Raw genomic sequence first — 24,465 nt, 5'->3', positions numbered from 1 at the left:
CGCTAGCTGGAGACGTCGCTGATCTCGCGCGGTGACAGCAGGTTCACCGGACGGGCCAGTTGGGTGGGTGCGATGCGCCCGCGCAGTTCGACGGTCTCGCCGACGTTCCAGCACAGCGCCTCGGCGTCGAGGGCCCCGCTCACGGCGATCGCCGACGCCAGCACGTGGCCCGGCTCCAGTTTGGCGAGCTCGGTCAGCCGCGCGGCCTCGTTGACCGGGTCGCCGATGACCGTGTACTCGAAGCGCGCCTGGGCGCCGATGTGCCCGGCGATCGCGCGGCCTGCCGACACCCCGATGCCGAATTCGGTCTCGCCGAGGACCTCGATGAGATCGTCGTGCAGTTCCCGGGACGCGGCCAGTGCGGCGCCGCAGGCGTCCGGGTGCTCGATCGGGGCGCCGAAGATGCACAGCGCCGCGTCACCCTGGAACTTGTTGACGAACCCGCCGTGACGGTTGACGGTGTCGACGACGACGCGGAAGAAGTCGTTGAGCAGGTTGACCACCTCGGCGGCCGGGATGGTCGCGGCGAGGTGGGTGGAACCGACCAGGTCGACGAACAGCACCGCCACATCGCGTTCCTGGCCGCCGAGCTCGGTGCCGCGCTCCAGGGCCCGGCGGGCGACGTCCTCGCCGACGTAGCGGCCGAACAGGTCGCGCAGCCGCTGCCGCTCGGCCAGGTCGCGCACCATGTCGTTGAAGCCGGCCTGCAGCAGGCCCAGCTCACTGGCGTCGTAGATCTGCATGTGGGCGTTGTAGTTGCCGCGCTGCACCTCACCGAGGGCCCAGCGCAGCTGGCGCAGCGGATCGGCGATCGACATGGCCACCAGGACGGTGCCGGCCAGGCCGATGACCAGCGCGGCGATCGCCAGCAGCAGGATCGGCATGGTGAGCCGGTCGGCGGGGGCCTCCAGGATGTCGAACTGGCTGGCCACCAGGGCCAGCACGATGGCCAGCACCGGAACACCGGTCGACAACACCCAGGTGAGCACCTGCCGCAGGATGACGCCCGGGGCCCGGAAATTCTCCGGGACGCCGCCGCGCAGGGCGGCCACGGCGACCGGGCGCAGCACGCGTTCGGACTGCAGGTAGCCGATGATCGCGGTGGCCGTCGCGCCCAGCGCGGTGGCCACGGCCACGACGGGGGCGGACTTACTGGCGACCGGCCAACTCGCGACGATGAAGACGACCGACCCCAGGCACCAGTTCGCGACGCTGATGATCGTCCGGTAAAACGGCATCCGCAGGGCCCGCGCCCGCGCCAGATCGGTGGTATTGGGGTCGCCGTCGGCGAGCAGGGTGTCGCGGCGCTGCCAGCGGATGACCGGGATGAGCAGCCGTAGGCTCAGGTAGGCGCCGACGGTGAACGACACGAACAGGTAGCCGAGGAAGATCGCCAGGTTGAACGCCGGCAGGTCCTGCAGCTGCACGCGGTCCTCGGGCGGCAGGCCGAAGCGCAGGAAGCCGAGCACGAACAGCGCGCCGATGATGTCGGCCTGCAGCATGCCGAGGGTGAAGACCGGCCAGGGCGTACGCGCGACCCAGCGGACGAATGCGCTGATCCGCCCGATCGGTATCGCTTCCGAGGCCACCTGTTAACCGTATCGGGCCGAGCCGACCTTCAGCGCTCCTGTCAGCTGTTTGTGTCGGGCTGACCATTACTGTTGGCCGTGATGGCCGGAGTTTTTTCCCGTTTGGTGGGACAACACGCAGTGGAAGCAGAGCTCGTGGGCGCCGCACAGGCCGCCCGCGGTGACGCCGCTCACAGTGCGTCGACCACGGGGACCATGACACATGCGTGGCTGATCACGGGTCCGCCGGGGTCTGGACGGTCGATCGCGGCGCTGTGTTTCGCCGCCGCGCTGCAGTGCACCTCCGAGGGGACGCCCGGTTGCGGTGACTGCCGCGCCTGCACCACGACGATGGCGGGCACCCACGCCGACGTGCGGCGCATCATCCCGGAGGGGTTGTCGATCGGCGTCGACGAAATGCGCTCGATCGTGCAGATCGCGTCGCGGCGGCCGGGTACCGGGCGCTGGCAGATCGTGGTGATCGAGGACGCCGACCGGCTCACCGAGGGCGCCGCCAACGCGTTGCTGAAGGTGGTGGAGGAGCCGCCGCCGTCGACGGTGTTCCTGCTGTGCGCGCCCTCGGTGGACCCCGAGGACATCGCGATCACGCTGCGGTCGCGGTGCCGGCACGTGGCGCTGGTGACGCCATCGGTCGAGGCGATCACCCAGGTGCTCATCGAGGGCGACGGGCTGTCGATCGAGGACGCGCGCTGGGCGGCGTCGGTGAGCGGGGGGCACGTCGGGCGCGCGCGGCGGCTGGTGGTCGACGAGCAGGCGAGGGACCGGCGCAAGCGGGCGCTGAGCCTGGCGCGCGATGCGGCCACCCCGTCGCGGGCCTACGCCGCGGCCGAGGAGCTCGTGGCGTCGGCGGAGGCCGAGGCCAAGGCACTGACGGTGGACCGCAACGAGACCGAGGCCGAGGAGCTGCGTACCGCCCTCGGTGCGGGCGGTACGGGCAAGGGCACCGCGGGCACCATGCGCGGGTCGGCCGGCGCACTCAAGGAGCTGGAGAAGCGGCAGAAGTCGCGGCAGACGCGGGCGTCGCGCGATGCGTTGGACCGAGCGCTGATCGACCTGGCGACGTACTTCCGGGATGCGCTGCTGGTGTCGTCGGGGGCGGGCCACGTGCAGGCCAACCATCCGGACATGGCGGACAAGGTGGCGGCGCTGGCCGCGCACGCGTCGGCTGACAAGCTGCTGCGCTGCATCGAGGCGGTGCTGGAGTGCCGCGAGGCGCTGGCCGTCAACGTCAAGCCGAAGTTCGCGGTCGACGCGATGGTGGCCACCGTCGGGCAGGCGCTGCGGGACTGACTTTGGTCGTGGGCGGGGGCTGCCGTAGACTCGTGCCGCCCGGTGTGCCGGGCACGCCGCCTTAGCTCAGTCGGTAGAGCGATTCACTCGTAATGAATAGGTCAGGAGTTCGATTCTCCTAGGCGGCTCTCTTTTGTGTGTGGAGCGCGAGACTACGGTTGTTGACGCCGTTACTCGCATTTCCGGTCAACAACCGTAGGCTCGGCGAAGAAACTCGTCGAGCAGAGGTACGACCTCGTCGAGGTGGGTCTCCAGCAGCCAATGGCCGCCGTCGAATACATGCAGCGGCGCGTCGGGCAGGTCGCGGTGGTAGGCGCGGGCGGATTGCTCGGGCATGTATCCGTCGTGGCGGCCCCAGACGATGAGCGTGGGTGGCCGGTGCTCGCGTAGGTAGGCCTGTTCGTCTGCGAACCATCCCAAGGTGGTGGGCTGGTCCTCGAGGAGCCGGACGAGGTTGGCGATCCGCTCGGGGGTGTTCATCAGAGACCAGTGCAGGGTCCACAGGTCGGGGCTGATGCGGTCGGCGATGTCGGCGGGCAGTTCGCCGCGGAACTCGGTCTCGAAGCCGTGCGGGCTGACGTGTTGGGCGATGCGGCGGCGGGCGTCGGGGCCGGGGTTGTTCCAGGATTCCTTGAGGAAGTCGTACTTGGGGCCGAACGCGTCTTCGTAGATGTCGCCGTTCTGGATGACGAGGCCGGCGGCGCGTTCGGGGTGGGCCAGGGCGAGTTGGAAGCCGAACTGGGAGCCGTAGTCGTGCAGCCAGATGACGTAGCGGTCGAGGTGCATGGCGTCGACGAAGGCTTGCAGGAAGTGCGCGTAGCCGGCGAAGGTGTAGGCGAAGTCGTCGGCGGAAGGTGTTGCGCTGTAACCGAATCCGGGAAGGTCGGGTGCAATGAGGCGCCAGCGATCGCCGAGGGCGGCCATGAGGTTGCGGTAGACGTACGACGACGCCGGGTAGCCGTGGGGGAGCAGCACGACGGGCGCGTCGGCGGGTCCGGCGGCGCGGTAGAAGGTGTCGACGCCGGCGACGGTGGTGCGGTGGTGGGTGACGGGGCTCACGCCCCTTCCAACACCTCGCGGGCGGCAGTCAATGCCGAGTTGGCGTTGGGAAATCCGGCGTAGCCGCTGGCGTGGTAGATGACCTCGGCGATCTCGTCCTCGGTGAGGCCGTTGTTGAGGCCGATTTTGACGTGCGCCTTGAACTCGTCGGTGGCGCGCATCGCGATGAGGATGCCCATGGTGACGAGGCTGCGGTCGCGGCGGCTGAGGCCCTCGCGCGTCCAGAGGCGGCCGAAGATGTTCTCGATGCCGATCTCCAACAGGTCATCCCCGAAGCGGCCGTCCTTGGCGAACTCCGTGTCCTCGGGAATGGAGCCGGCGAGGAGTTCACGGAGGACTTGCTGACCCTGTTCGCGCGTGTCTGTCATGGGCTACAGAGTGGCACGGCTATTGGGATAAAGCGTCGGGCCAGCCTGGTTCGGGTGGAAGCGACGGAAAGTCTTCGCGGGGATGTTCACCGGATGTGAGGAAGGCTCGGCGCTCGAGTGGATCCGGGGCTTCGTCGACACATCGTTTTGCGGCTTCGGAATAGTCATCCCACTCTGGTCGAACATAATCCGTAGTGGCAGCCAGAAATCCGGTAATGCGCCAGTCCCCGAACACGTTCTGCCCGGGTTCGGGAGAGGGCCCAGACTGTGGAGGAAGAGCGGATGACGAGGCTTCCGAAGGGGCGGTGAGCTGCAGCTGCATAGCGACGATCCCGCGAGTCGCTGGTGCGCCGCCTCGGGTGAGCGTTCGGTAGGCCCCGCCCGGTTGACGCTCCGCGGCGGCGTAGAGGAAGTTGCAAACCGTGACGGTGTAGCGCCCGTTCTGCTCGGCGGCCGATTGGATCAGGAACCGGTTGGTTCCGACCACCGGAGATGTCACTGGGACGTTGAGCGGCGGTCTGCGGTCCCGTGCGCTGATAGTGGGACTGTCATCGGGTTCGTTCGGCGGAACGGCTTCAGTGAAACCCGGGTACGCGGCATCTAACGTTCCTTTGTATTGCGCTAGCAGGCGGGATTCGAAATAAGCCCGGACCGGAACCGACACGCCCCCTTCCAATTCGATGCCGGGAGCCGCGCTCCACTGCACAGTCAAACCATCGAGATTTCCACTCCAACGGTCGGTTTCCGTCGAAGTGTCATCCGACCCGCACGCACCCAACGTGCCGCAGGCCATTAGTACTGCCAGCAGTCTCTTCGGGGAATCCGTCATGTGCCGGACCCGTGAGGCGAAGGATTCTTGATGACGTTGTTGTACTGGCTGATGAAGGCCGCGGCTGGATTGCTAGCGCCGAGCTGGTTTGTGAGTAGATCATTCAAACCCTGACTCATCTGTGCCTGCGTCACTCCTAACTTTGCGAGCTCCTCGAAGGGAAGTACCTGCTGCCCGGTGGGGCCATTCGGGTCGCTCGGGTTGACTGGCAGGTTCGCCATCCATTGAGCATCTATCCCGGGAACATCGACTCCGTTTGCGATCAGAGCGTTGACCACGAACCGTGCCCCCTCCTCGTCGTACATGTTCGCGATGGTGGGTGAATTCGTGTCGGGTGGCGGCCCGAGGATCGAGCTGGCCATGGCGGTGCCGAAGACGTCCAACCCGGGGCCGAGAGCCGGACCAACGCCGGGCACGACACTTCCGCCACCGCTCAACGCTGCGAGGCCGAAGTCGTAAGCTGCTTTCTGCTGGTTGTAGACCTGCTCCGCGTTGAGGCCCAGCGCTCGAGCGGCCTCGGTAGTACCAGTCATTCCCAGTGCCTTGAGAGTCGCGCAATCGGTTAGGCGCGCGTCGTGCGCGCTCATCGGGTGACCCTGCTTGACCTCGTCCGCCCATGACTTGCTCTCAGCCAAGATGTGTGAATTAGTTGCGCCCTGGAACTCTGTATACGCGTCAGATTGAGTGCTCAGCACCGAGAACAAGCCTTTCGCGACGGGCCGTTCCGCCGGGCTCTCGAGATCGATTGAGTCGAAACCATTATGGGCGTCCGCAGTCGACAAACCGGCGATGTCAGCGATGTATGGCGTCAAGCCGTGCGCGTAGCCTTTGACCAACTCGGGATTGACCTGACCCAGGGTTTCACCATCGATGTTCATCAGATCCTTATGTGACCCGACGTAGGCCGCGTACTTCTCCGCTGTTTCCCCTGCGATGACTTGCTCGGGCCCCCCGGCGGCGTCATGAGTCCAGCTGAACAGCGATGCGGCGGACTTGCCGTCGTCCTTCCATTCGACTGCGTTGACGTCATGGAGGAAATCGTCGCCGCCAGAGCCGATGAGGTGGTCATGGATCACCTGATGATCGGTGTTGACAGCGTCGAATAAGCCTTGGACCACTTCGGGATCGCCCATGGGCTGCAACGGTCCGAGGTTTGTGTCCATGATCTTGTCGGCGGCGTTGATCATCTCGCGATCAATCGCTGTGCCGGTTTGGAATGAATCATTGCCGTCGCGGACGATTTCGGAGATGCGCTGCAACTCTTGGTCATGGGTGAGGCCGGCAACGCCCTCACCAAGGGGAGTCAATTTGTCTGCCTCCCGCAGCGTTTCTTGAACGCTTACCGGGAGTTGGTCGAAGCCACCTTTGACCCGCCAACTGGGGTCGTCGAGAGCGCCTTCTTCGAGTTCGGTGTGCGGCATCCACACGTCTTCGTTGCTCATGAGCTGCCATGAGTCGCCGATGATGTTCTTGTGGTCCCCGAGCCGTTCTTCGGCCTTATGGAGATCATCGACGCTCATGCCGTTCTGTTGGGCCTGCATTTGGCTCAGGTAGGACCCTTGCTCGGGAGATAGTCCCTTTTCCAGGTCGATCTTGCTCAGTACAGCATCGACCCGCGCGGCAGCACCCTGATCGCCGGCCAGCGCGGCCTGCACGTCTCGCTCGGCTCGCTCATTCTCGGGAACCGCGTGCATCTCCTCATTTCCGAGCGTTTGGACGTCGTCCTTCTTGTCGTCCTTGTCCCCGTTCCCGAACTTCTGCTCGCGCGAGACCGCCTCGAACTCCGGCCCGAGCTTGGCGAGATTCTGCGCGACGACATTCGACTCGGCATTGGTCTTCTGCACCACCTCGGTCAACTGCCCGAGCCCGCGGTTGGCGATCTGCATCAGGATCGCGTCGCGCTGCTTGCCCGGCGGCACGCTGTTCGCCGCGTCGGTCACCCACTGCCGCAGCTGGTCGAGGTTCTGCCGCCCGGTCGCGACCACCTGCGCGGACTGGTCGACCTGCTGGGCGATCTTGCGGTCCAGCTCGGCCAGCTTCGTGAACACGACCTGGTGGTCGGTGTTGGCCTTGCCGTAGTTCGTCGCAGCGGCCCCCGACCACTGCGACCCGGGCGCGGCGGCGTCCAGACCCGATCCGAGGGTGGTCAGTTGCGGGCTCTTGTCGAAGTCCGAACCGCTTTGCGGGGTGCCCTGCCCGAACGTCTGCCTGGCGTTGTTCCAGGTCGTGTAGAAACCGTCGAGGGCGCTCACCGGCGCGCAACCTCTCCGCGTCGCAACGTCATTTGCCCAGTATCCCGTACCCCGTACTACCTCGGTGCCACGAATCCGACGGGACCGGGCGATATGCACACCGACAGCGCGGCGGTGCTCGCGCTGACATTGATTGCGTCCCCGGCGCCCGGCAACCGCACGAAAACCCGGTTCAGGCCCGGCCGCACCGGCACCTTGACCTCCGGACCCTCCGACAGCGCCATCATCAGCGACCCGTCGCTGTTCGCCAGGTAGTTGATCTCCGCCGTCCAGTCCGCGGGCAGCAGCGGCCCGTCCAACTCCATCCGCACCGGGAAGTCCGGCTGCACCAGATACCCGCAGTTCGGTTCGGGCCCCGGCCGGATCGCCCGCACCCACGTCACCAACGCATCGACCACATGCCCGGACCGGTCCAGCATCCGCAGCGACGTCGTGCTCTCCGCGAACTCCGGCCGCTCATCGAACAACGCGAACATATGGCTGGCCAGGTTCTCCGGCGCCGCCACCCGCTGCATGATCAGCGGATCGACCTCCTGGTCCAGCATCGGCTCGGCCACCGTGGCCAGACCCGCCCGCGCGTTGGCGAGATACTCCGGCACCGGACTGTCGCGCCAGATGCGGGAGAACGTCACCGTCGAATACAGGCTGCTCGCCACGAACACCACGGTCAGCCCGGCCACCACCGCGGCCCGCGCCCGCGAGGCGTCCAGCCACCGCACACCCTCCCGATTCGGCGCGCAGAAGCCGACCGCCATCAGCAGCGCCAGCACCACCACCAGATCCGGCAGATACCGCAGCGTCTGCGCCAACTCGAGTGCGGTGAACCGCGATGAGCGCATCAGGTAGATCGGCACCTGGCAGGCCACCGCATATCCGACCGCCACCGCCCACACCGGTCCGATCCGCCGCTTCCGCGCGAACGACACCGCGATTACGGCGGCCAACGCCACCCACCCCAGCACCATCACCGCCAGATGCGGTGTGGCCCAGGGGGAGGCCGGCGCCCACCGCTGCCAATCCCACGGCCCGCCAACCAACCCCGGCACGATGCCATGCGTGAACGACCGGGCCAGTAGATCCCACGTCATCGCGAGATCGAAGCTCCACCGCTTCTGGTCGACGACGAGCAGGTACACCCCGATCCACGCGGCCGTGACCGCCAACGCCGCGACCCACAGCCGAAAACCGCGCCGCCACACCGCAACCAAAGCCGAGGATGTCCCCGTGACGTAGGCCAGCAGTGCCGCGACCGCGAACGCGACGAACGGGATCACCGCCGCCTTCTCGAAGAACAGCAACCCGCCGACGTACACCGCAACGGCCGTCACCGCGTAGCGCTGTCTCCCGGTGCGCACCAACAGGATCGCGTCGGCGCACACCCATGCCAGCGCCGCCAGCATCGGCAGCGAGTTCAATGCTGCGGCCCACCACGCGAAGCCCGGCACCGCCAACGGGGTGAACATCGCAAACGTCAACGGCAGCAACAACACCGGACGCCACCCCAGGATGACGTGCAGCGCCCGCAACAACGCCAGCGACGCCAACAGCTGCAACACCACCAGACTCAGCGCGGGCAGCGCCCACGACCACGGCGCGGCCCGGGTGATCGCGCCCGACACCAGGAACGCCGCGGGCATCACGTGGCCGTCGTGGTCGTCGAACAGGAACGACGGCGACAGCAGCCCCTGCGTCCCGGCCCGACCGATGAGGATCAGGTCGTCCCAGTAGAAGTAGCCGCCGAACGCCAGCACCGCGCGCACGGCCAGGTGCACCGCGATCAGCCCGACGGCGGCGGCGCTGACCCGGTTCAGCCGGCCCACTCCGCACCCGGCGCCGCCGCCCGCGCCACCAGGCTGGCCCGCCACGCCGAGGCGACCATGTCCTGCACGGAATGCCGCATCTGCCAATCCAGGTCGCGCCGGGCCAGCTCGCCTGAGGCGACGATGCGGGCCGGGTCACCGGGACGGCGCGGCATGATCTCCGGCTCGAACTCGATACCGGTGACCTCCCGGATCGCGGTCATGATCTCCCGCACGGACGTACCGTCGCCGCTGCCCAGGTTGTACACCGGTTCGACGGGTTGCCCGTCGGCCAGCCGCCGCGCCGCGGCGACGTGCGCCAGGGCCAGATCGGTGACGTGGATGTAGTCGCGCACGCAGGTGCCGTCGGGGGTGGGGTAGTCGTCGCCGTTGATGCGGGGGACGCGGCCGTCGTGCAGCATCTCGAACACCAACGGGAACAGGTTGTGCGGGCTGGCGTCGTACAGCGTCTCCGATCCCGACCCCACCACGTTGAAGTACCGCAGGCTGGTGTGCCGCAGCCCGGTCGCGCGGGCGACGTCGCGCAGCAGCCATTCGCCGATCAGCTTGGTCTCCCCGTACGGAGACTCGGGCCGCGTGGCGGTCTGCTCGTCGACGAGGTCGACGTCGGGGGTGCCGAACGTCGCCGCGCTCGAGGAGAACACCACCTTGTCGACGCCGGCGTCGCCCATCGCGCGCAGCAGCGCGACCATCGCCGTGACGTTCTGCTCGTAGGTGTGCAGCGGCCGCGACACCGACACCCCGGCGTACTTGTAGCCGGCGATGTGGATGACCCCGGTGACCCTGTGGTCGCGCAGCGTGTCGAGCACCAGGGCCTCGTCGAGCAGAGTGCCCCGCACGAACGGCACTCCGTCGGGCACGAACTCCTCGAAGCCGGTCGACAGGTCGTCGATGACCACCACGGGCATCTCTGCGTCGAGCAGCGCGCGCACCACGTGCGAGCCGATGTAACCGGCCCCGCCCGTCACCAGCCAGGTCATGTCGCCTCCTACCGCAAACCCGGCCAGGATAGCGCGATCAGATGCACGGTGATCCCGACCAGCGGGCCGCACAGCAACGCGACCACCGTCCTGGTCTCCAGGTCCAGCGGCAGCAGCAACAGCAGCACGGCGGCCGCCGTCGCGCTGACCCACCCGGTCGCATAGGTGCGGTGCATGGCCGCCGCGACGGTCGCCGCCCCGGTCAGCGTCAGCAGCGCGATCGCCACCGCCGCCGCGGTCAACCACGCCAGCAGCGCCCCGTCGGCGCGGTACTGCTCGCCGAACCCGGCCCGCAGCAGCCACGGTCCCACCAGCCCCGCGGCGGCGACCCCGACCGCGCCGAGCCCGACGACCAGCGCGGCGGGCGCGAGCAGCGCGCGCACCCGCGCGGTGCGCTGATCGACGAAGTGGGCGATCAGGTTGCCCTGCATGGCGGTCAACGGCACCAGCAGCGGCGCCCGGGTCAGCGTCACGGCCAGGATCACCACACCGCCCGCGGCGCCCAGATCCTCGGAGGTGGCCTGCAGCAGCACCGGGAAACCCATCACCAGCACGGCGCTGGCGCCGGCGGCGGCGATCGAGTGCGCGGCCCCGCGTAGGAACGTCGTGGTGCTGCCGGGCGTGCGCAGCCGGGCAGCCGCGCGGGTGGCGGGGGAGCAGACGAGCAGCAGCAGCCACGCCAGCGCACCGCCGACCGTCGCCCACAGGTAGCCGCCGAGTCCCCAGCCGACCGCGAACGCGGCGAGCGCCACCAGGACCCGCGTCACCGCGTCGGCCACCATCAGCGCCCCGTACTGGGACCACAGGTCGACCCCGGCCAGCATGCCCAGCAGCGTCGCGTGCACGCAGAACCCGGCCAGGCCGGCGCTGAGCAGCGCCACCGACAACCACTGCTGCTCGACGAACACCCGGCTCGACCACAGCGGCGCGGTGGCCGCGATCAGCACGGCCGCGACGACGGCGACCATCGCCCCGACCCGCGTGGGATGGGTGTGCGGACCCTCCGGCGACTTCTCGGCGCGGGCGTCCCGGACCTCGCGGGTGGCCTCCTGCAGCAGCCCGAACGCCGCGCCGCTGACCAGACCGAACGCCCCCCAGAACACCCCGAACACCGAGAAGCCGGCCGGTTCCAGGTCGCGGGCGGCCAGGTAGAGCACCGCGTACCCGCACAGCGCGGTCACCGCGGTCGCCACACCGACCCGTGCCACGCTGCTTCGCGTGACGGGGCCGGTCGACGGCGCCGCGTCGGTCACAGCTCCGGCAGATCCTCGGCGTAGAGCCACGCGTCCCACAGCGGGCGCAGCGACTCGTCGGCGTAGTTGGCGGCCAGGCCGGTGAAGTCGTCGGTGAACGCGGTGCTGTGCCGGTGGCGCGCGGTCCACTCCTGCAGCAGTGCGAAGAACTTCTCGTCGCCGATGCGGGTGCGCAGTACGTGCAGGGTCAGCGCGCCCCGCTTGTACACGCGGTCGTCGAACATGTCCTTCGGACCGGGATCGGCGAGGACGAGGTCCTGCGGCTGATCGGCCAGGCGCGAGTGATAGTGCTTCGCCCACTCGTCGGCGCTGCGGCCGCCGGAGTTCTCCGACCACAGCCACTCCGCGTAGCAGGCGAAACCCTCGTGCAGCCAGATGTCGCGCCAGCGCCGCACGGTCACCGAGTTGCCGAACCACTGGTGTGCGAGTTCGTGGGCGATCAACCGTTCGGCGCGCCGGGTGCCGTTGCAGTGATTGGCGCCGAAGATCGAGATGCCCTGCGCCTCGAGGGGGATCTCGAGGTCGTCGTCGGTGACGACGACGGTGTAGCCGCTGGCGAGCGGATAGGGGCCGAACAGTTTGACGAACAGCTTCATCATCTGCGGTTGGCGGCCGAAGTCGTGGTCGAAGTTCTGCCGTAACCGGGCGGGCAGCGCGGCCTGGATGGGCACCGGTGTCTTGGCCAGCTTGTGCATGTCGTACATGCCGATCTGCAGCGTGATCAGGTACGTCGAGGTCGGTTCGGCCTGTTCGTAGGTCCACACCGTGTGGCCCGCCCGCGCGCGGCGGGACACCAACTCGCCGTTGGCGATCGCGCGGTAGGGGCTGTCGGTGCTGATCTGGATGCGGTAGCTGGCCTTGGCGGCGGGGTGGTCGTCGCACGGGAACCACGACGACGCGCCGTTGGGTTGCCCGGCGACCAGCGCTCCGTTGGTCAGCTCCTCGAATCCGACGTCACCCCACAGCGTTTCGATGGGCTCGGGGGTGCCGCCGTAGCGGACGTCGACGACCAGTGCCACGCCCGCGGGCAGCGCGGAGGACAACTCGATGCGTAACTTGTTGTGTGAGGCGGAGTATCGCGCGGGTCTGCGGCCGTTGACCGACACCTTCGTCACCCGCAAGGTGTCGGCCAGGTCGAGGGTGAACGTGCGCAGCGCGGCCAGGGTGACGGCGGTGATCGACGCCGAACCCGTCAGCCGGTTGATCGCGACCTTGTACTCGAGGTCGAGTTCGTAGCGCGACACCCGGTAGCCGAAGTTGCCGGTCTCGGGCAGGTAGGGGTCGATCACGGCGGGGCCGCCCTTGGCCTTCTTGGCCCGGGTCACGCGGCGGAGCCCTCGGTGGCGCGTGCGGCTTTCCTCTTCTTCGCCGACGCGTCACCGCGCTTCTTGCGCAACGGGTTCCACGGCGCGATCGGGTTGCCCTGCCAGCGGGTCGAGGCGGGCACCTCGTCACCGCGCATCACCAGCGAACCCGGCCCCACCGTCGCACCCGCACCCACCCGGGCGGCGGGCAGCGCCACGCAGTGCGGGCCGAGGGTGGCGCCGTCCTCGAGGACGACGGTGTCCATCCGCATGATGCGGTCGTGGAACAGGTGGGTCTGGACGACGCAGCCGCGGTTGACCGTCGCGCCCGCACCGAGTGTCACCAGATCCGCCTCCGGCAACCAGTACGTCTCGCACCACACGCCGCGGCCGATCGTGGCGCCGAGGCCGCGCAGCCAGAGGTTCATCACCGGGGTGCCGCTCGCGGCGCGGGCGAACCACGGTGCGGCGACGGTCTCGACGAACGTGTCCGACACCTCGTTGCGCCACACGAACGACGACCACAGCGGATGTTCGATCGCCGCGATGCGCCCGATGACCAGACGTTTGGCGATCACCGCGACCGTGCCCGCGACGGCGCCGGCCACCAGCAGGACCACCCCGCCGAGCAGCGCCGTCCACAGGTAGCCCAGCTCGACGATCAACGCCTGCAACCCCAGCAGCACCCCGACGCCGATCGCGAACGTCACGATCACCGGGATGAGCCGGCATGTCTCCACGGCGCCGCGCATTGCCTTCAACCGCGGCGTGGGCTGGAAGGTGCGCAACACGTCGGCGGCAGTGGGGTTGCGGCGCAACCGAACCGGCGGGCTGCCCAGCCACGACGATCCGGCCTTGGCCTTGCGCGGCGTGGCCGACAGGACCGCGACCAGACCGTCGTCGGGGACCTTGCGGCCGGGCTGGGTGATCCCCGAGTTGCCGAGGAAGGCCCGCCTGCCGATGGTGGCCTTGGCGACGTGGATCCAGCCGCCGCCGAGTTCGTAGGACGCGACCATGGTGTCGTCGGCGAGGAATGCGCCGTCCTCGACGACGGTGAACTTCGGGGTGAACAGCGCCGTCGAGATCTCGGTGCCGCTGCCGACGGTCGCGCCGAGCACCCGCAGCCACCCCGGCGTCAGCAGGCTCGCGTACAGCGGGAACAGGTAGGTGCGGGCGGCGTCGAGCAGGCGTTCGGTGGCCCACACCTGCCATCCGATCCGGCTGCGCACCGGGTGGTAGCCCTCTGCGAGGCCCAGCGACAGCAACCGCACCCCCGCCACGGTCAGCGCCGCGTAGACGACCACCGCGACGATCGTGGCGACCGGCGTCCACAGCAGCGCGGGCAGCACCGCGTCGAGCACCGACGTGGTGTTGCGGACGCCCCAGCCGATCACGGCCAGCCCGGCCGCCAACGCCACCAGCGGCATGCCCCCGAGCAGCAGCGAGGTCAACCCGTAGGCCGCGACCCACAGCGGTGCGCGCTGCGGCCGCTGAGCCGGCCACGGATGGCGCGCCTTCCCGGATTTCGCCGCGGGGGATCCGGTCCAGTACTGACCGTTCTTGACCTTGCCCAGCACCGCTGAGCCGGGTGCGATGTCGGCGTTCTTGCCCACCACCGCACCTGGTAGCAGGGTGCTGCGCGCGCCGATCGTCGCGTCGTTGCCGATCGTGATGTGCCCGACGTGGAACTGATCGCCGTCGATCCAGTGGCCGGCGAGGTCCACCTCGGGTTCCACCGAGCAGCGGTGCCCGATCTTGAGCATGCCGGTGACCGGCGGCAGCGAGTGCAGGTCGACCTCGCGGCCCACCGAATTGCCAAGCGCGCGTGCGTAATACACCATCCACGGCGCGCCGGCGAGGTTCTCCGCGCCGCTGGCCGCGGCGAGCCGCTCGGCTAGCCACACCCGCAGGTGAACGGCCCCGCCCCGCCGGTAGGTGCCCGGTTGCAGGTTGCCCAGCAGCATGCGCGCGAACAGCACCGCGATGCCCATCCGGCCGACCGGCGACACGAACAGCATGAACCCGGCCAGCACCACCCACCAGTTCAGCGGGACCGCCCATGAGAGCAGCGAGAACTCGGCGGCGACGTTGTTGAGCAGCGCGAGCCACACCACCCACTGCAGTGCGGTCAGCGTCGCCAACGGCAGTGACAACGCCAGCTGCGCGGCCTGCGTCCACCGCGGCGTCGGCGCCACCTCGCGGGGGATCACCTCCGACGGCGGATCCAGTTCGTCGAGGTAGCCGGCCAGGGAACCCAGCCGCGGATGGTCGTACAGGTCGGCGACCGTGACCATCGGATACCGCCGCCGCAGCGCCACCACCAGTTGCGCCGCCGACAGGCTGCCGCCGCCGCAGGCGAAGAAGTCCGCCTCGGGTCCGTCGACCGGGGCGGCCAGCACGTCACGCCACAGCTCCGCCAGCCAGCCCATCGTCCCGCTCAGCGCGGGCGCCTCCTCCTCGGCGCCCGCGACCGGCCAGGGCAGCGCGTCACGGTCGACCTTGCCCGACGTGCGGGTGGGCAGCGCGTCGACCAGCACCAGCCGCGGCACCAGCGCCGCGGGCAGCGCCTCGGTCAGTGCCGCGCGTGCGGCGTTGAGGTCGAACGCGGGGTCGGCGCTCGCGATGTAGCCGACCAACAGCGGGGTGCCGCTGGCAGTGCGGCGGACCGCGGCGGCGCCGCCGCTCACCCCGGGCAGGTGCACCAGCGCCGAGTCCACCTCTCCCAGCTCGATGCGCCGGCCACCGACCTTGACCTGGTCGTCGGCGCGGCCGATGAAGTACAGCCCCTCCGGGGCCAACCGCACCAGGTCGCCGCTGCGGTAGGCGCGGTCCCAGCCCAGCGTCGGCATGGGGGCGTACTTCTCGGCATCCTTCTCCGGATCGAGGTAGCGGGCCAGCCCGACCCCGCCGATGACCAATTCGCCGACCTCGCCGTCGGCGACCGGGAGCCCGTCCTTGTCGACCACCGCCAGATCCCAGCCGGGCAGCGGCAACCCGATGCTGACCGGGCCGCGCCCGTCCAGCCGGGCCGCGCACGCCACCACGGTGGCCTCGGTCGGGCCGTAGGTGTTCCACACCTCGCGCCCGTCGACCGCGAGGCGCTCGGCGAGTTCCGGCGGGCAGGCCTCGCCGCCGAAGATCAGCAGCCGCACCGCCTCGAGCGCCTCGGCCGGCCACAGCGCGGCCAGCGTCGGCACCGTCGAGACGACCGTGATGTCCCGCGACACCAGCCACGGGCCCAGATCCATCCCGCTGCGCACCAGCGACCGCGGTGCCGGGACCAGGCAGGCGCCGTGCCGCCACGCCAGCCACATCTCCTCGCAGGACGCGTCGAACGCCACCGACAACCCGGCGAGCACCCGGTCGCCGGGGCCCAGCGGGTTGTCGGCGAGAAACAGTTTGGCCTCGGCGTCGACGAACGCGGCGGCACTGCGATGGGTGACCGCGACGCCCTTCGGGACGCCGGTGGAGCCGGAGGTGAAGATGATCCATGCGTCGTCGCGGCTGAGCGGGGCGACCGCGCGCCATCCGCGCGACGAACCGGGCCCGCGCACCAGACCGCGTTCGGTGATGACGGCGACGACGTTGGCCTCGGTGAACACGAGGTGGGCGCGTTCGTCGGGATCGTCGGCGTCGACGGGTACGTACGCGGCGCCCGCGGCCAGGACCGACAGGATCGCGACGTACAGCGCGTAGCTGCCCGACGGCATCCGGATGCCGATGCGATCGCCGCGGCCGATCCCGCGGGCGGCCAGCCACTCGACGCTGTCCTCGATGTCGGCGACCAGTTCGGCGTAGGTGAGTTGGACGGCGCCGTCGTCGAGGGCGGGCGCATCGGGGAACCGGGCGGCGGTGTCGTACAGGATGTCGACGAGGGTGCGTGGCGCCGCGGCGAAGGTGGACTGCAGGTACTGATGGGGGAGGCCGGCGCCGGGAACCGCTGCTGTCACGATCCCAAAGTACTAAGCGGTGTGGCCGTCAGAGCCCCACGGCGCGGCCCGGGTGGTGACAATTGGATCAAGGCGGGTATCCAGCCGAGGATTGGCCAAATCGGACCCCGATTGGCCCGGTCGAGGATGGCCGGGCACAATCGGCTCCGGAGGGGAGTATTCCTTCGCCGCGGTGTCGTCACTACGTCGTCCGTCAACGGTCGACCGGTGCTGCGGGCCGACACGTCGTGTGTCGGCGGAAGAGACCTCCGGCGTGTTCGACGACCGGAGGTATATCGCGTGAACGTTTCCGCCCTGGAGTGGGGCATCACCATCGCCGTCACAGTGGCCGTGCTGCTGTTCGACGTGGTGGCGATCGCCAGGCGCCCGCACGAGCCCTCGATGAAGGAGTGCTCGATCGCGCTGTCGGTCTACGTGTCACTGGCGGTGGCGTTCGGCGTCTGGGTGTGGATCTTCCACGGCGGTGACTACGGCCTGGAGTTCTTCGCAGGCTGGCTGACCGAGTACAGCCTGTCGGTGGACAACCTGTTCATCTTCATCATCATCATGGCCAGCTTCAACGTGCCGAAGAAGTACCAGCAGGAAGCGCTGATGGTCGGCATCATCCTGGCCCTGATCTTCCGCGGCATCTTCATCGCGTTGGGCGCGGTCGCGATCAACCAGTTCTCGTGGGTCTTCTACATCTTCGGACTGTTCCTCGTGTACACCGCGTGGAACCTGGCCCGCGACTCCGAACACGACGACGACGGCGACAACGCGGTGGTCAAGTTCGCGCGCAACCATCTCACGCTGACCGACAAGTGGGACGGCCTGAAGCTGTGGATCAAGCAGGACGGCAAGCGACTGATGACGCCGATGTTCCTCGTGATCGTCGCGCTGGGGACCACCGACCTGATCTTCGCGCTGGACTCGATCCCGGCGATCTTCGGCCTGACGCAGGAACCGTATCTGGTGTTCACCGCCAACGTGTTCGCGCTGATGGGGCTGCGGCAGCTGTTCTTCCTGCTCGGTGGCCTGCTCAAGCGGCTGGTGTACCTGTCGCAGGGCCTGGCGTTCATCCTGCTGTTCATCGGCGTGAAGCTGTTCCTGCACGCCCTGCACGAAAACGAACTGCCGTTCATCAACGGCGGTGAGCACGTGTCGGTGCCGGAGATCCCGACGCTGCTGAGCCTGGGCGTCATCATCGTCACGCTCGCCGTCACGACGGTGCTGAGCCTGATGAAGACCCGTGGTCGCGGCACCGAGTCGACGGCCGCCAGCGAGGACGACGACAAGCGGTCGTTCGACTCGCACTGATCGCAACGGTCGACACCGCACCCGCCCCGGCATAGCGTGACTTACGTGCGGCTATTCGTGGCGAATCGTGATGGCGAGTGGGACGAGCTGACCGACGGTGACCGGCATGCGGTCCGGCTCAGCGCACCCGACCTGCAACAGGCTCGCCGGGCCCGGGCCAGGATCCGCGCCAGGGCCGAGGACGACGTCGCGGTGATCCTCGATGTCACGGTCGCAGTGGGGCCCGACTTCCGATCGGCGCGCGCGGCTTTCCTGTCGGATGCCGCCGGCGACGGCACCGTCCGTTACGCGGGCACCCTCGACGGGTTGGCCGGGCTGATCGCCGACATCGAGTCGGCCGACGTCGCCGACGGCGTCACCCTGCTCGCGGCGGGGCCGCGGCAGGATGTGCGGGCGCTGGGCCGCGACGTGCTGGCCCGCCTGGCGCTGCGGGGTCAGCCGAAGGCCAGCTAGCGCTCACACCTCGATCGGCGGTTTGAGCCGGTCCAGCGTGTACTGCCGGTTGCGTCGCGCCGCCCAGGAACTCGCGGCCAGCGAGGCCGCGAGGATGCCCGACAGCACCAGCACGGCCACCCACAGCCGTTCGTCGACCCCGCCGACCGTCAACTGTCGTAGACCGTTGACCGCGTAGGTCATCGGATCCACCACGTGCAACACCTGGAACGGTTTCGGTGTCGTCTCCACCGGATAGATACCGCCCGCGGAGACCAGCTGGAACATCAGGAACGCCAGCGTGACCACGCGGCCCACCGCGACCCCGAGCGTCGCGTTGAACGCCTGGATCATCGCGAGGAACGTCCCCGCGACGAGCATGAGGAACGCGACGGTGCCGAGGGCGTGGGCGGCCTTCAACCCCACCCCGAAATGCACCACCACGTACATCACGACCACCTGGCAGAACGCGATGAGCAGGCCCGGCCAGTACGAGGCCAGCACCACGCGCAGCGCGCCGAGGCCGTTCACGATGGGCCGGGACTGCAACGGCGTCAACAACATCCAGATGATCAGCGCGCCGATGAACAACGCCAGCGGGAGGAAGAACGGGGCGAAACCCGTACCGAAGGTCGGCGCCGGGTGCTCGGTCACCTGGTCGATGGCGACCGGCTGGGCCAGCGTCTGCGCCACCTCGGTGCGCTGCTTGTTCGTCCACTGCGGCACCTGCGCCGCACCGTCACGCAGACCGGTGGCCAGCTGTTCACTGCCGTCGCGCAACCGCGTGGTGCCGTCGGCCAGCGTGGCCGCACCCTGGGACAGCTGACTGCCACCGTCGGCCAGCGCGACCAGACCGCCGTTGATTCGGCTTGCGCCACTGCTCAATTGGGCCGCGCCATCGCGCAGGCGTTCGACGTCGCCGCGCAATCCGCCGGTGAGCGCCCGGGTCAGGAACACCCGCAGCGAGCTGTTCGGGTCACCGAGTTCGGCCTCCAGCTGTGTGGCCTTGTCGCGCAGGCTGATCAGGCCCTGGTCGGTGGTCGGGTCGGCGTTCTGCGCCCGCAGCAGCCGCTGGGTACCCGCCAGGGTGTCACCGAGCGCGCGCACCGTCGGGTCCGGGTTGGCGCGCAACAGCCCCACCACCTGGTCGACGACGACAGCGGCCTGCGCCTGATCGATGTGCAGCGAGGCGATGCGGTCGCTGGCCGAACGCACCAGGCCGCTCACATCCGCTGCCAGCGCGCCGATCTCGTCGGGGTCCAGCTCGAGCTCACCGACACGGTCCAGCACCGTCAGCAGCGGATCGGTCGCGGTGTCGATGCCGTCGGACAGTTCGGCGGCCCCGGCCGCCAGCGTCGCGGACCCGTCGCGTGCGGTCACCAGACCCCGTTGCAGCTCAGCCGATCCCGATGCCAGCCGGTGAGCACCGTCGTCGGCAGCCACCAGGCCGTCACGCAACTGGTCGGCACCGTCGGCCGCCCGCCGCAGACCCGCACCGGCATCGACGACCCCGTCGAGCACCTGACCGACGGTCTGCTGGCCGATCGCGGCGTCGACCTGGTTGGCCACCTCGCGCGCGGCGTTCTGGCCGATGATCGAGGACAGGTAGTTGTTGGTGTTGTTGTAGGTGAACTGCAGCTGTGCTTTTCGCGGTTGGTCGCCGCCGGGGGAGGCGACGGCGGCGCTGAAGTCCGCCGGAATCGTGATGCTGAAGTAGTACCGGCCGTCCTCGACACCCTTGGCGGCGTCCTCGGCCGAGGTCGGGTGCAGGTCGAGTTGCCCGGACGCCAGCAGCGCGCCGGCCACCTGATCGCCCGCGTTGAGGTGGCGGCCCGAGGCTTCTGCGCCGCGGTCGGCGTTGACCAGCGCCACCGGCAGCTTGTTCACTTCACCGAACGGATTCCAGAACGCCCACAGGTACATCGCGCCGTACAGCAGCGGCATCAGCACGATCGTCACCAGCGCGATGCGGGGCAGCGTGCCGCGGAAATACCGCTTGACGTCGGTGCCCAGAGAGAATGCGGCCAGTCCGGCCATGCTCATACGCCTTCCTCGTCGAGGATGATCTGCGCGCGCACCGCCTCGGCGGTGACGCCGTTGACGGTCGCGGTGATGACGGTCCGCGTACCGCCCAGGTCGATCAGCCGCTGCAGCAGCAGTTCGCGGTTGCGGTCGCTGGTCAGCAGGTCGAGGCCGCCGACGATCAGCAGCGGCGGTCGCGCGGTGTCGGCCAGCGCGATTCGCAGCAGCAGCCGGTCGAGTTCGCTGAGCTCCTCGACGGTGGAGCCCAGCGGCGGCAGCGGCAGCTCACCGAACACCGGTGCGCAGATGCGCTGCAGGTCGGCGGTGTCGGCCGGGCGGATTCTCCGGTACCACGGTGCGTTCCACCGCATCTGCTCGGTCACGGCGTCGCGTACGGTCACCGCGTCGGCGAGAGTGTCGAGTTCGTCGACCCCCGCGATCGCGGCCGTCGCGAAGATCTTGCGTGGTTCGGTGGCGCCGAAGACGGACAGGGTGCCGCGGTCCTGGCGCATCCGGCCCGCCAGCGTCATCAGCAGTGCGGTGCGCCCGGTGCCCGCCGCGGCGACCAGCACCGTCACCCCGCCGGCGTGGACGTCGAGGTCGACGGGTCCGTAGACCGGCCCCTGCGGGCCGGACACCGCGAGGTCGCGGGCCACCACCGCAAGTTCGGCTGCCTCCGGCATGCGACCTCCTGCGTTGTCGGACATCATGATTCGGGGCTCAACGACAGCACGGTGATGTCCGGCGGCGCCCCGATGCGCACCGGTGGCCCCCAGAAGCCGGCGCCTCGGGTGACATACAGCTGGGTGCTTTCCACGGTGGACAGTCCGGCCAGCGCGGGCTGGGCGGAGCGGACGGCGTAGTGGAACGGCCACATCTGCCCGCCGTGGGTGTGCCCGGACACTTGCAGATCCACCCCGCGCGCGGCGGCCTCGGCCACCTGGACCGGTTGGTGGGCCAACAGCACCGTCGGCCTGTCGCCGCCGCGGCCGTTGAGCGCGCGGTCGAAGTCGGGCCCGTCCGAATGCCGTTCCCCGGCGAGGTCGTTGACGCCTGCGAGGTCGAAGGCCGCACCCCCGCGACGGATCGCGGTGTGTTCGTTGCGCAGCGGGTTGACCCCGAGGCGTTCGAGTTCCCACAGCCACTCGGTGGGGTCATCGGTGAAGTACTCGTGGTTGCCGGTGACGAAGAACGCCCCCTCAGGGGCGGCGATGTCGCGCAACGGTGCTGCGGCGGAGCCGAGTTCGGCGACCGTTCCGTCGACCAGATCGCCGACGATCGCGACCAGGTCCGGTTCTGTCTCGTTGATCATCCGCACGATGCGTTCGGTGTGGGCCCATCCGGCGAGCGGGCCGAGGTGGATGTCCGACACCACGGCGACCCGGAAGCCGGTGAACGCGGGGTCGAGTCGGCGCAACCGGACCGGGACGGTCAGCACCTGCGGCGGGCCGAGCGCGGTGGCCGCCCCGAATCCGACCAGCCCCACCGACGCCGCACCCGCCGCCGTCGCGCTGGCGCGGGCGAGGAACACCCGCCGGTTGACCGCGGCCGCCGCAGGCGGGGCGGCCGGTTCGTCCGGCTGGCGCCGCACCCAGCCGCGCAGCGCCAGCCGCACGGGTTCGAGCGCCAGCAGCGTGAGCAGCAGGTAGGCGGCCACGCCGAACCACAGGTACCCCGGCCAGGCGACCCAGGAGGACTGTTGCGGGCCGATCGCCCGCGGCAGGATCAGCGCCGCGCACAGCAGGGCCAGCAGAGCGAGTAGTGCGGCGGTGAGGATCGCCCGGGTGCGCCCTGGGGCGGTGGTGTCCTTGACCAGCCGCTTCCACAGGTAGAGGTGGATGAGCGCGAGGATGGCGAGCAGGATGACGATGAACATGTCAGCCCGACAGGCTCCACTTCTCGGCAACCGCGCGCAGACCGTCGTCGGTGAGCCTGCCGAACAACCGCAGCCGCGCCATCCCGCCGTCGGGGAAGACGTCGAGCCGCGCCTCGGTCACCGGCCGCTGCGTGTCGATGACGAATCGGTGCCGCGTATCCGGTTGCAACACAACGTGTTCCAGGAGGTCGAACCACTCCCCGTCGCCGTCACGGCCACGCAGCCGTGCGGCGCCGGGGGCGTTGCCGATGAAGTACGAGGTGTCGAGTTCGGCGAAGCTCAACACCCCGTGGGCGGCCAACTGCACCTGCACCCAGTCGTTGCCGTCGTCACGCCGCCGCGACGTCTCCCATCCGTCGCCCATGGTGCGGGCGGTGCCGGGGAGCAGCAGATTGTTCGGCGAACTGTAGAACATGTTGGAACAACCCGCGATTCGGCCGCCGTTCTCGAGCGCGGCCAGATCGAGTGGCAGCTCCGCGAATTGGGGGTCGAGCAATCCCTCGCCGTGCACCCGCAGTCGTGCCACGCCGCCGTCGGGATAGATGGACAGCCGAACGTGGGACCATCGCCGCCCGGACGCCACCTCGAACGGGTTGCGGGTGTCGCCGTCGACGGGGCTGCGCTCGACGATCGTCGTCCAGTGCCGGTCGAGCAGTTCGGCCACCGACGGATGACCGGGCACATACGCCGCCTCCACCGACACCTCGGGCGGGTAGTTGCCGGTGAACCATGCGGTGTCGACCACCACGCCGCGCACCACGCCGGGCACGCCCAGTCGCACGATCGCCGCGTCCGGTGACTCCCGGCCGGCGCCGCGGCCCCGCCGCGTCTCCCAGCCGTCGTAGATCTGACCCTTGTGGCCGAACGTCGCCGGCCGGTGTTCGGCGGCGGCCGGGACGATCAGATTCTCCTTCTCGGCGAACAGCTCGTCATTGGCCCATACGACGGCGCCGCCGGCCGCGCGCGACGCCAGATCCGGCAGCGACAGGAAGTGTGAATGCGGGATGCTCACCTGCGAAGCGTAGGCGAGGCGATCACCAGTTGTGGTAACCGCCTTCGGGCCCGAGCATCCGCTCGAGCCGGACCCGATTGATCCGGGCGAGCTCGTTGCGCACCAGTTTGCGCTCGGTCTCGGCGTCGTTGTGCAGGCGGTCGAGAAGGGTTGTCAGCACCTGCTCGGCGCCGTAGCCGTTGATGTACATGACGAAGCCGAACCCGAAATGGTCCAGGTAATCGCGGGTGGCCGCGCTCAGTTGCTCCATCACCTCGGGCCGCTCGGAGAACACCGCGCACTGTTCGGCGGCCGACTTCTCACTGCCCGGCCGACGGCCCACACACGGATAGGCCTGCAGGATCGAGTCGATGGACTGTTCGGACAGATCGAAGAGCAGTTCGTCGGCCTGCCGGAACAGCGCGTCGTGGTTCGCGTAGGGGCGTGCGCGCGCGAGGTCGGCGGCCAGTGGGACGCTGTAGCAGCATTCGTACACCGCGTGGACCGCCCGGCGGATCGGCATGGCGTTGAAGGCCGCGAGGCCAATGCCCTGGTGCATCAGCATGGGGCAATGATCGAAGCGTCAAGCCACAACCGCGTTACGCCGTGTTACGGGCGCGATAATTTGTGCCGCGGTCTTTGCTGACGCAGCGAGTTCCGGGTCAGTGACCGGAAGACTTGAACCGTTCGATCGACCGCTGCACCTCGGCCTCGGCCGCTTCCCGGCCGGTCCAGTCGGCGGCCTTGACGAACTTGTTCGGCTCGAGGTCCTTGTAGTGCACGAAGAAGTGCTTGACCTCTTCGAGGATCTGTTCCGGCACATCGGCGAGGTCCTGGATGTGGTCCCAGCGCTTGTCGCCGGCCGGCACGCACAACACCTTGTCGTCGCCGCCTGCCTCGTCGGTCATCTGGAACATCGCCACCGGGCGGGCATCGACGATGCAGCCGGGGAACACCGACTCCGGTAGCAGCACCAGCGCGTCGAGTGGATCGCCGTCCTCACCCAGGGTGTCTTCGATGAAGCCGTAGTCGGTCGGGTAGGCCATCGACGTGTAGAGGTAACGGTCGAGCTTGACCCGCCCGCTCTCGTGGTCCACCTCGTACTTGTTGCGTGACCCCTTGGGGATCTCGATGACGACCTCGAACTCCACCGC

The 24,465-nt window shown here is 69.0% G+C and carries 19 protein-coding genes and 1 tRNA gene; 4 read left to right on the top strand and 16 right to left on the bottom strand.

What is annotated here, in order from left to right; all coding sequences use genetic code 11:
* Positions 1–2 precede the first annotated feature (2 nt).
* On the bottom strand, positions 3–1,589 hold the full coding sequence (locus AU194_RS09575) for an adenylate/guanylate cyclase domain-containing protein (protein ID WP_059088975.1): 1,587 nt from the start codon (positions 1,587–1,589) through the stop codon (positions 3–5).
* A gap of 81 nt (positions 1,590–1,670) precedes the next feature.
* On the opposite strand from AU194_RS09575, the gene AU194_RS09570 reads away from it, so the two are divergent.
* The gene (locus AU194_RS09570) at positions 1,671–2,879 is read left to right on the top strand and encodes a DNA polymerase III subunit delta' (RefSeq protein WP_059088974.1); all 1,209 of its coding nucleotides are present in this window, start codon (positions 1,671–1,673) and stop codon (positions 2,877–2,879) included.
* A 55-nt stretch (positions 2,880–2,934) separates the two neighbouring features.
* A tRNA-Thr gene (locus AU194_RS09565) sits at positions 2,935–3,007 on the top strand.
* A gap of 58 nt (positions 3,008–3,065) precedes the next feature.
* Here AU194_RS09565 and AU194_RS09560 read toward each other — a convergent pair.
* From AU194_RS09560 to AU194_RS09525, 9 genes are read right to left on the bottom strand one after another with little or no spacing between them, the layout of a single operon-like run.
* Positions 3,066–3,938 carry an alpha/beta fold hydrolase gene (locus tag AU194_RS09560; RefSeq protein ID WP_059088973.1) on the bottom strand — a complete coding sequence of 291 codons (873 nt, stop codon included), beginning with the start codon at positions 3,936–3,938 and terminating at the stop codon, positions 3,066–3,068.
* The gene (locus AU194_RS09555) at positions 3,935–4,306 is read right to left on the bottom strand and encodes a carboxymuconolactone decarboxylase family protein (RefSeq protein ID WP_059088972.1); all 372 of its coding nucleotides are present in this window, start codon (positions 4,304–4,306) and stop codon (positions 3,935–3,937) included. Before AU194_RS09555 ends, AU194_RS09560 begins: the two co-directional genes overlap by 4 nt.
* A 19-nt stretch (positions 4,307–4,325) precedes the next feature.
* On the bottom strand, positions 4,326–5,135 hold the full coding sequence (locus tag AU194_RS31715; RefSeq protein ID WP_157575965.1) for a hypothetical protein: 810 nt from the start codon (positions 5,133–5,135) through the stop codon (positions 4,326–4,328).
* The gene (locus AU194_RS09550; RefSeq protein WP_059088971.1) at positions 5,132–7,387 is read right to left on the bottom strand and encodes an EspA/EspE family type VII secretion system effector; all 2,256 of its coding nucleotides are present in this window, start codon (positions 7,385–7,387) and stop codon (positions 5,132–5,134) included. Before AU194_RS09550 ends, AU194_RS31715 begins: the two co-directional genes overlap by 4 nt.
* Before the next feature lie 56 nt (positions 7,388–7,443).
* The gene (locus AU194_RS09545) at positions 7,444–9,198 is read right to left on the bottom strand and encodes a hypothetical protein (protein WP_059089077.1); all 1,755 of its coding nucleotides are present in this window, start codon (positions 9,196–9,198) and stop codon (positions 7,444–7,446) included.
* Positions 9,195–10,187: a UDP-glucose 4-epimerase GalE gene (gene galE, locus AU194_RS09540; protein ID WP_059088970.1), complete on the bottom strand. Its 993-nt coding sequence runs from the start codon at positions 10,185–10,187 to the stop codon at positions 9,195–9,197. The genes AU194_RS09545 and galE overlap by 4 nt, the downstream gene beginning before the upstream one ends.
* Positions 10,188–10,195: 8 nt before the next feature.
* Positions 10,196–11,440, bottom strand: a complete 1,245-nt coding sequence (locus AU194_RS09535; RefSeq protein ID WP_059088969.1) for a hypothetical protein — start codon at positions 11,438–11,440, stop codon at positions 10,196–10,198.
* Positions 11,437–12,765, bottom strand: coding sequence for a M1 family metallopeptidase (locus AU194_RS09530; protein WP_059088968.1), 1,329 nt, complete (start codon positions 12,763–12,765; stop codon positions 11,437–11,439). Before AU194_RS09530 ends, AU194_RS09535 begins: the two co-directional genes overlap by 4 nt.
* Positions 12,762–16,697 carry a Pls/PosA family non-ribosomal peptide synthetase gene (locus AU194_RS09525; protein ID WP_059088967.1) on the bottom strand — a complete coding sequence of 1,312 codons (3,936 nt, stop codon included), beginning with the start codon at positions 16,695–16,697 and terminating at the stop codon, positions 12,762–12,764. Before AU194_RS09525 ends, AU194_RS09530 begins: the two co-directional genes overlap by 4 nt.
* A gap of 276 nt (positions 16,698–16,973) precedes the next feature.
* On the opposite strand from AU194_RS09525, the gene AU194_RS09520 reads away from it, so the two are divergent.
* Both AU194_RS09520 and AU194_RS09515 read left to right on the top strand, forming a co-directional pair.
* Positions 16,974–17,990 (top strand): TerC family protein, encoded by a 1,017-nt coding sequence (locus AU194_RS09520; protein WP_059088966.1) that lies wholly within the window; start codon positions 16,974–16,976, stop codon positions 17,988–17,990.
* A 36-nt stretch (positions 17,991–18,026) separates the two neighbouring features.
* A complete protein-coding gene (locus AU194_RS09515; protein ID WP_082698552.1) occupies positions 18,027–18,443 on the top strand; it encodes a hypothetical protein in 417 nt (138 codons plus the stop codon).
* Between the two features lie 3 nt (positions 18,444–18,446).
* Here AU194_RS09515 and AU194_RS09510 read toward each other — a convergent pair whose 3' ends face one another.
* The 6 genes from AU194_RS09510 to AU194_RS09485 form a co-directional block, all read right to left on the bottom strand.
* On the bottom strand, positions 18,447–20,465 hold the full coding sequence (locus AU194_RS09510) for a YhgE/Pip domain-containing protein (protein WP_231743247.1): 2,019 nt from the start codon (positions 20,463–20,465) through the stop codon (positions 18,447–18,449).
* Positions 20,462–21,127: an ATP-binding cassette domain-containing protein gene (locus AU194_RS09505; RefSeq protein WP_157575963.1), complete on the bottom strand. Its 666-nt coding sequence runs from the start codon at positions 21,125–21,127 to the stop codon at positions 20,462–20,464. Before AU194_RS09505 ends, AU194_RS09510 begins: the two co-directional genes overlap by 4 nt.
* A 23-nt stretch (positions 21,128–21,150) precedes the next feature.
* On the bottom strand, positions 21,151–22,320 hold the full coding sequence (locus tag AU194_RS09500; protein WP_059088963.1) for a metallophosphoesterase: 1,170 nt from the start codon (positions 22,318–22,320) through the stop codon (positions 21,151–21,153).
* 1 nt (position 22,321) lies between these two features.
* A complete protein-coding gene (alc, locus tag AU194_RS09495) occupies positions 22,322–23,332 on the bottom strand; it encodes an allantoicase (protein WP_059088962.1) in 1,011 nt (336 codons plus the stop codon).
* Between the two features lie 22 nt (positions 23,333–23,354).
* Positions 23,355–23,876 carry a 2-oxo-4-hydroxy-4-carboxy-5-ureidoimidazoline decarboxylase gene (locus AU194_RS09490; protein WP_059088961.1) on the bottom strand — a complete coding sequence of 174 codons (522 nt, stop codon included), beginning with the start codon at positions 23,874–23,876 and terminating at the stop codon, positions 23,355–23,357.
* Between the two features lie 97 nt (positions 23,877–23,973).
* Complete coding sequence (locus AU194_RS09485) at positions 23,974–24,462, bottom strand: inorganic diphosphatase (RefSeq protein ID WP_059089075.1); 489 nt, start codon at positions 24,460–24,462, stop codon at positions 23,974–23,976.
* Positions 24,463–24,465: the final 3 nt, after the last annotated feature.

It is taken from the genome of Mycobacterium sp. GA-2829 (assembly GCF_001499965.1).
Classification (GTDB): Bacteria; Actinomycetota; Actinomycetes; order Mycobacteriales; family Mycobacteriaceae; genus Mycobacterium.
This window is presented reverse-complemented; position numbering and strand designations above follow the sequence as displayed.

Bases quoted from the DNA above. Each gene is read 5' to 3' on its own strand.
- AU194_RS09570 (WP_059088974.1), top strand. From the start codon at position 1,671: ATGGCCGGAGTTTTTTCCCGTTTGGTGGGACAACACGCAGTGGAAGCA.
- AU194_RS09555 (WP_059088972.1), bottom strand. From the start codon at position 4,306: ATGACAGACACGCGCGAACAGGGTCAGCAAGTCCTCCGTGAACTCCTC.
- AU194_RS31715 (WP_157575965.1), bottom strand. From the start codon at position 5,135: ATGACGGATTCCCCGAAGAGACTGCTGGCAGTACTAATGGCCTGCGGC.
- galE (WP_059088970.1), bottom strand. From the start codon at position 10,187: ATGACCTGGCTGGTGACGGGCGGGGCCGGTTACATCGGCTCGCACGTG.
- AU194_RS09510 (WP_231743247.1), bottom strand. From the start codon at position 20,465: ATGAGCATGGCCGGACTGGCCGCATTCTCTCTGGGCACCGACGTCAAG.
- AU194_RS09505 (WP_157575963.1), bottom strand. From the start codon at position 21,127: ATGCCGGAGGCAGCCGAACTTGCGGTGGTGGCCCGCGACCTCGCGGTG.
- AU194_RS09500 (WP_059088963.1), bottom strand. From the start codon at position 22,320: ATGTTCATCGTCATCCTGCTCGCCATCCTCGCGCTCATCCACCTCTAC.
- AU194_RS09490 (WP_059088961.1), bottom strand. From the start codon at position 23,876: ATGCTGATGCACCAGGGCATTGGCCTCGCGGCCTTCAACGCCATGCCG.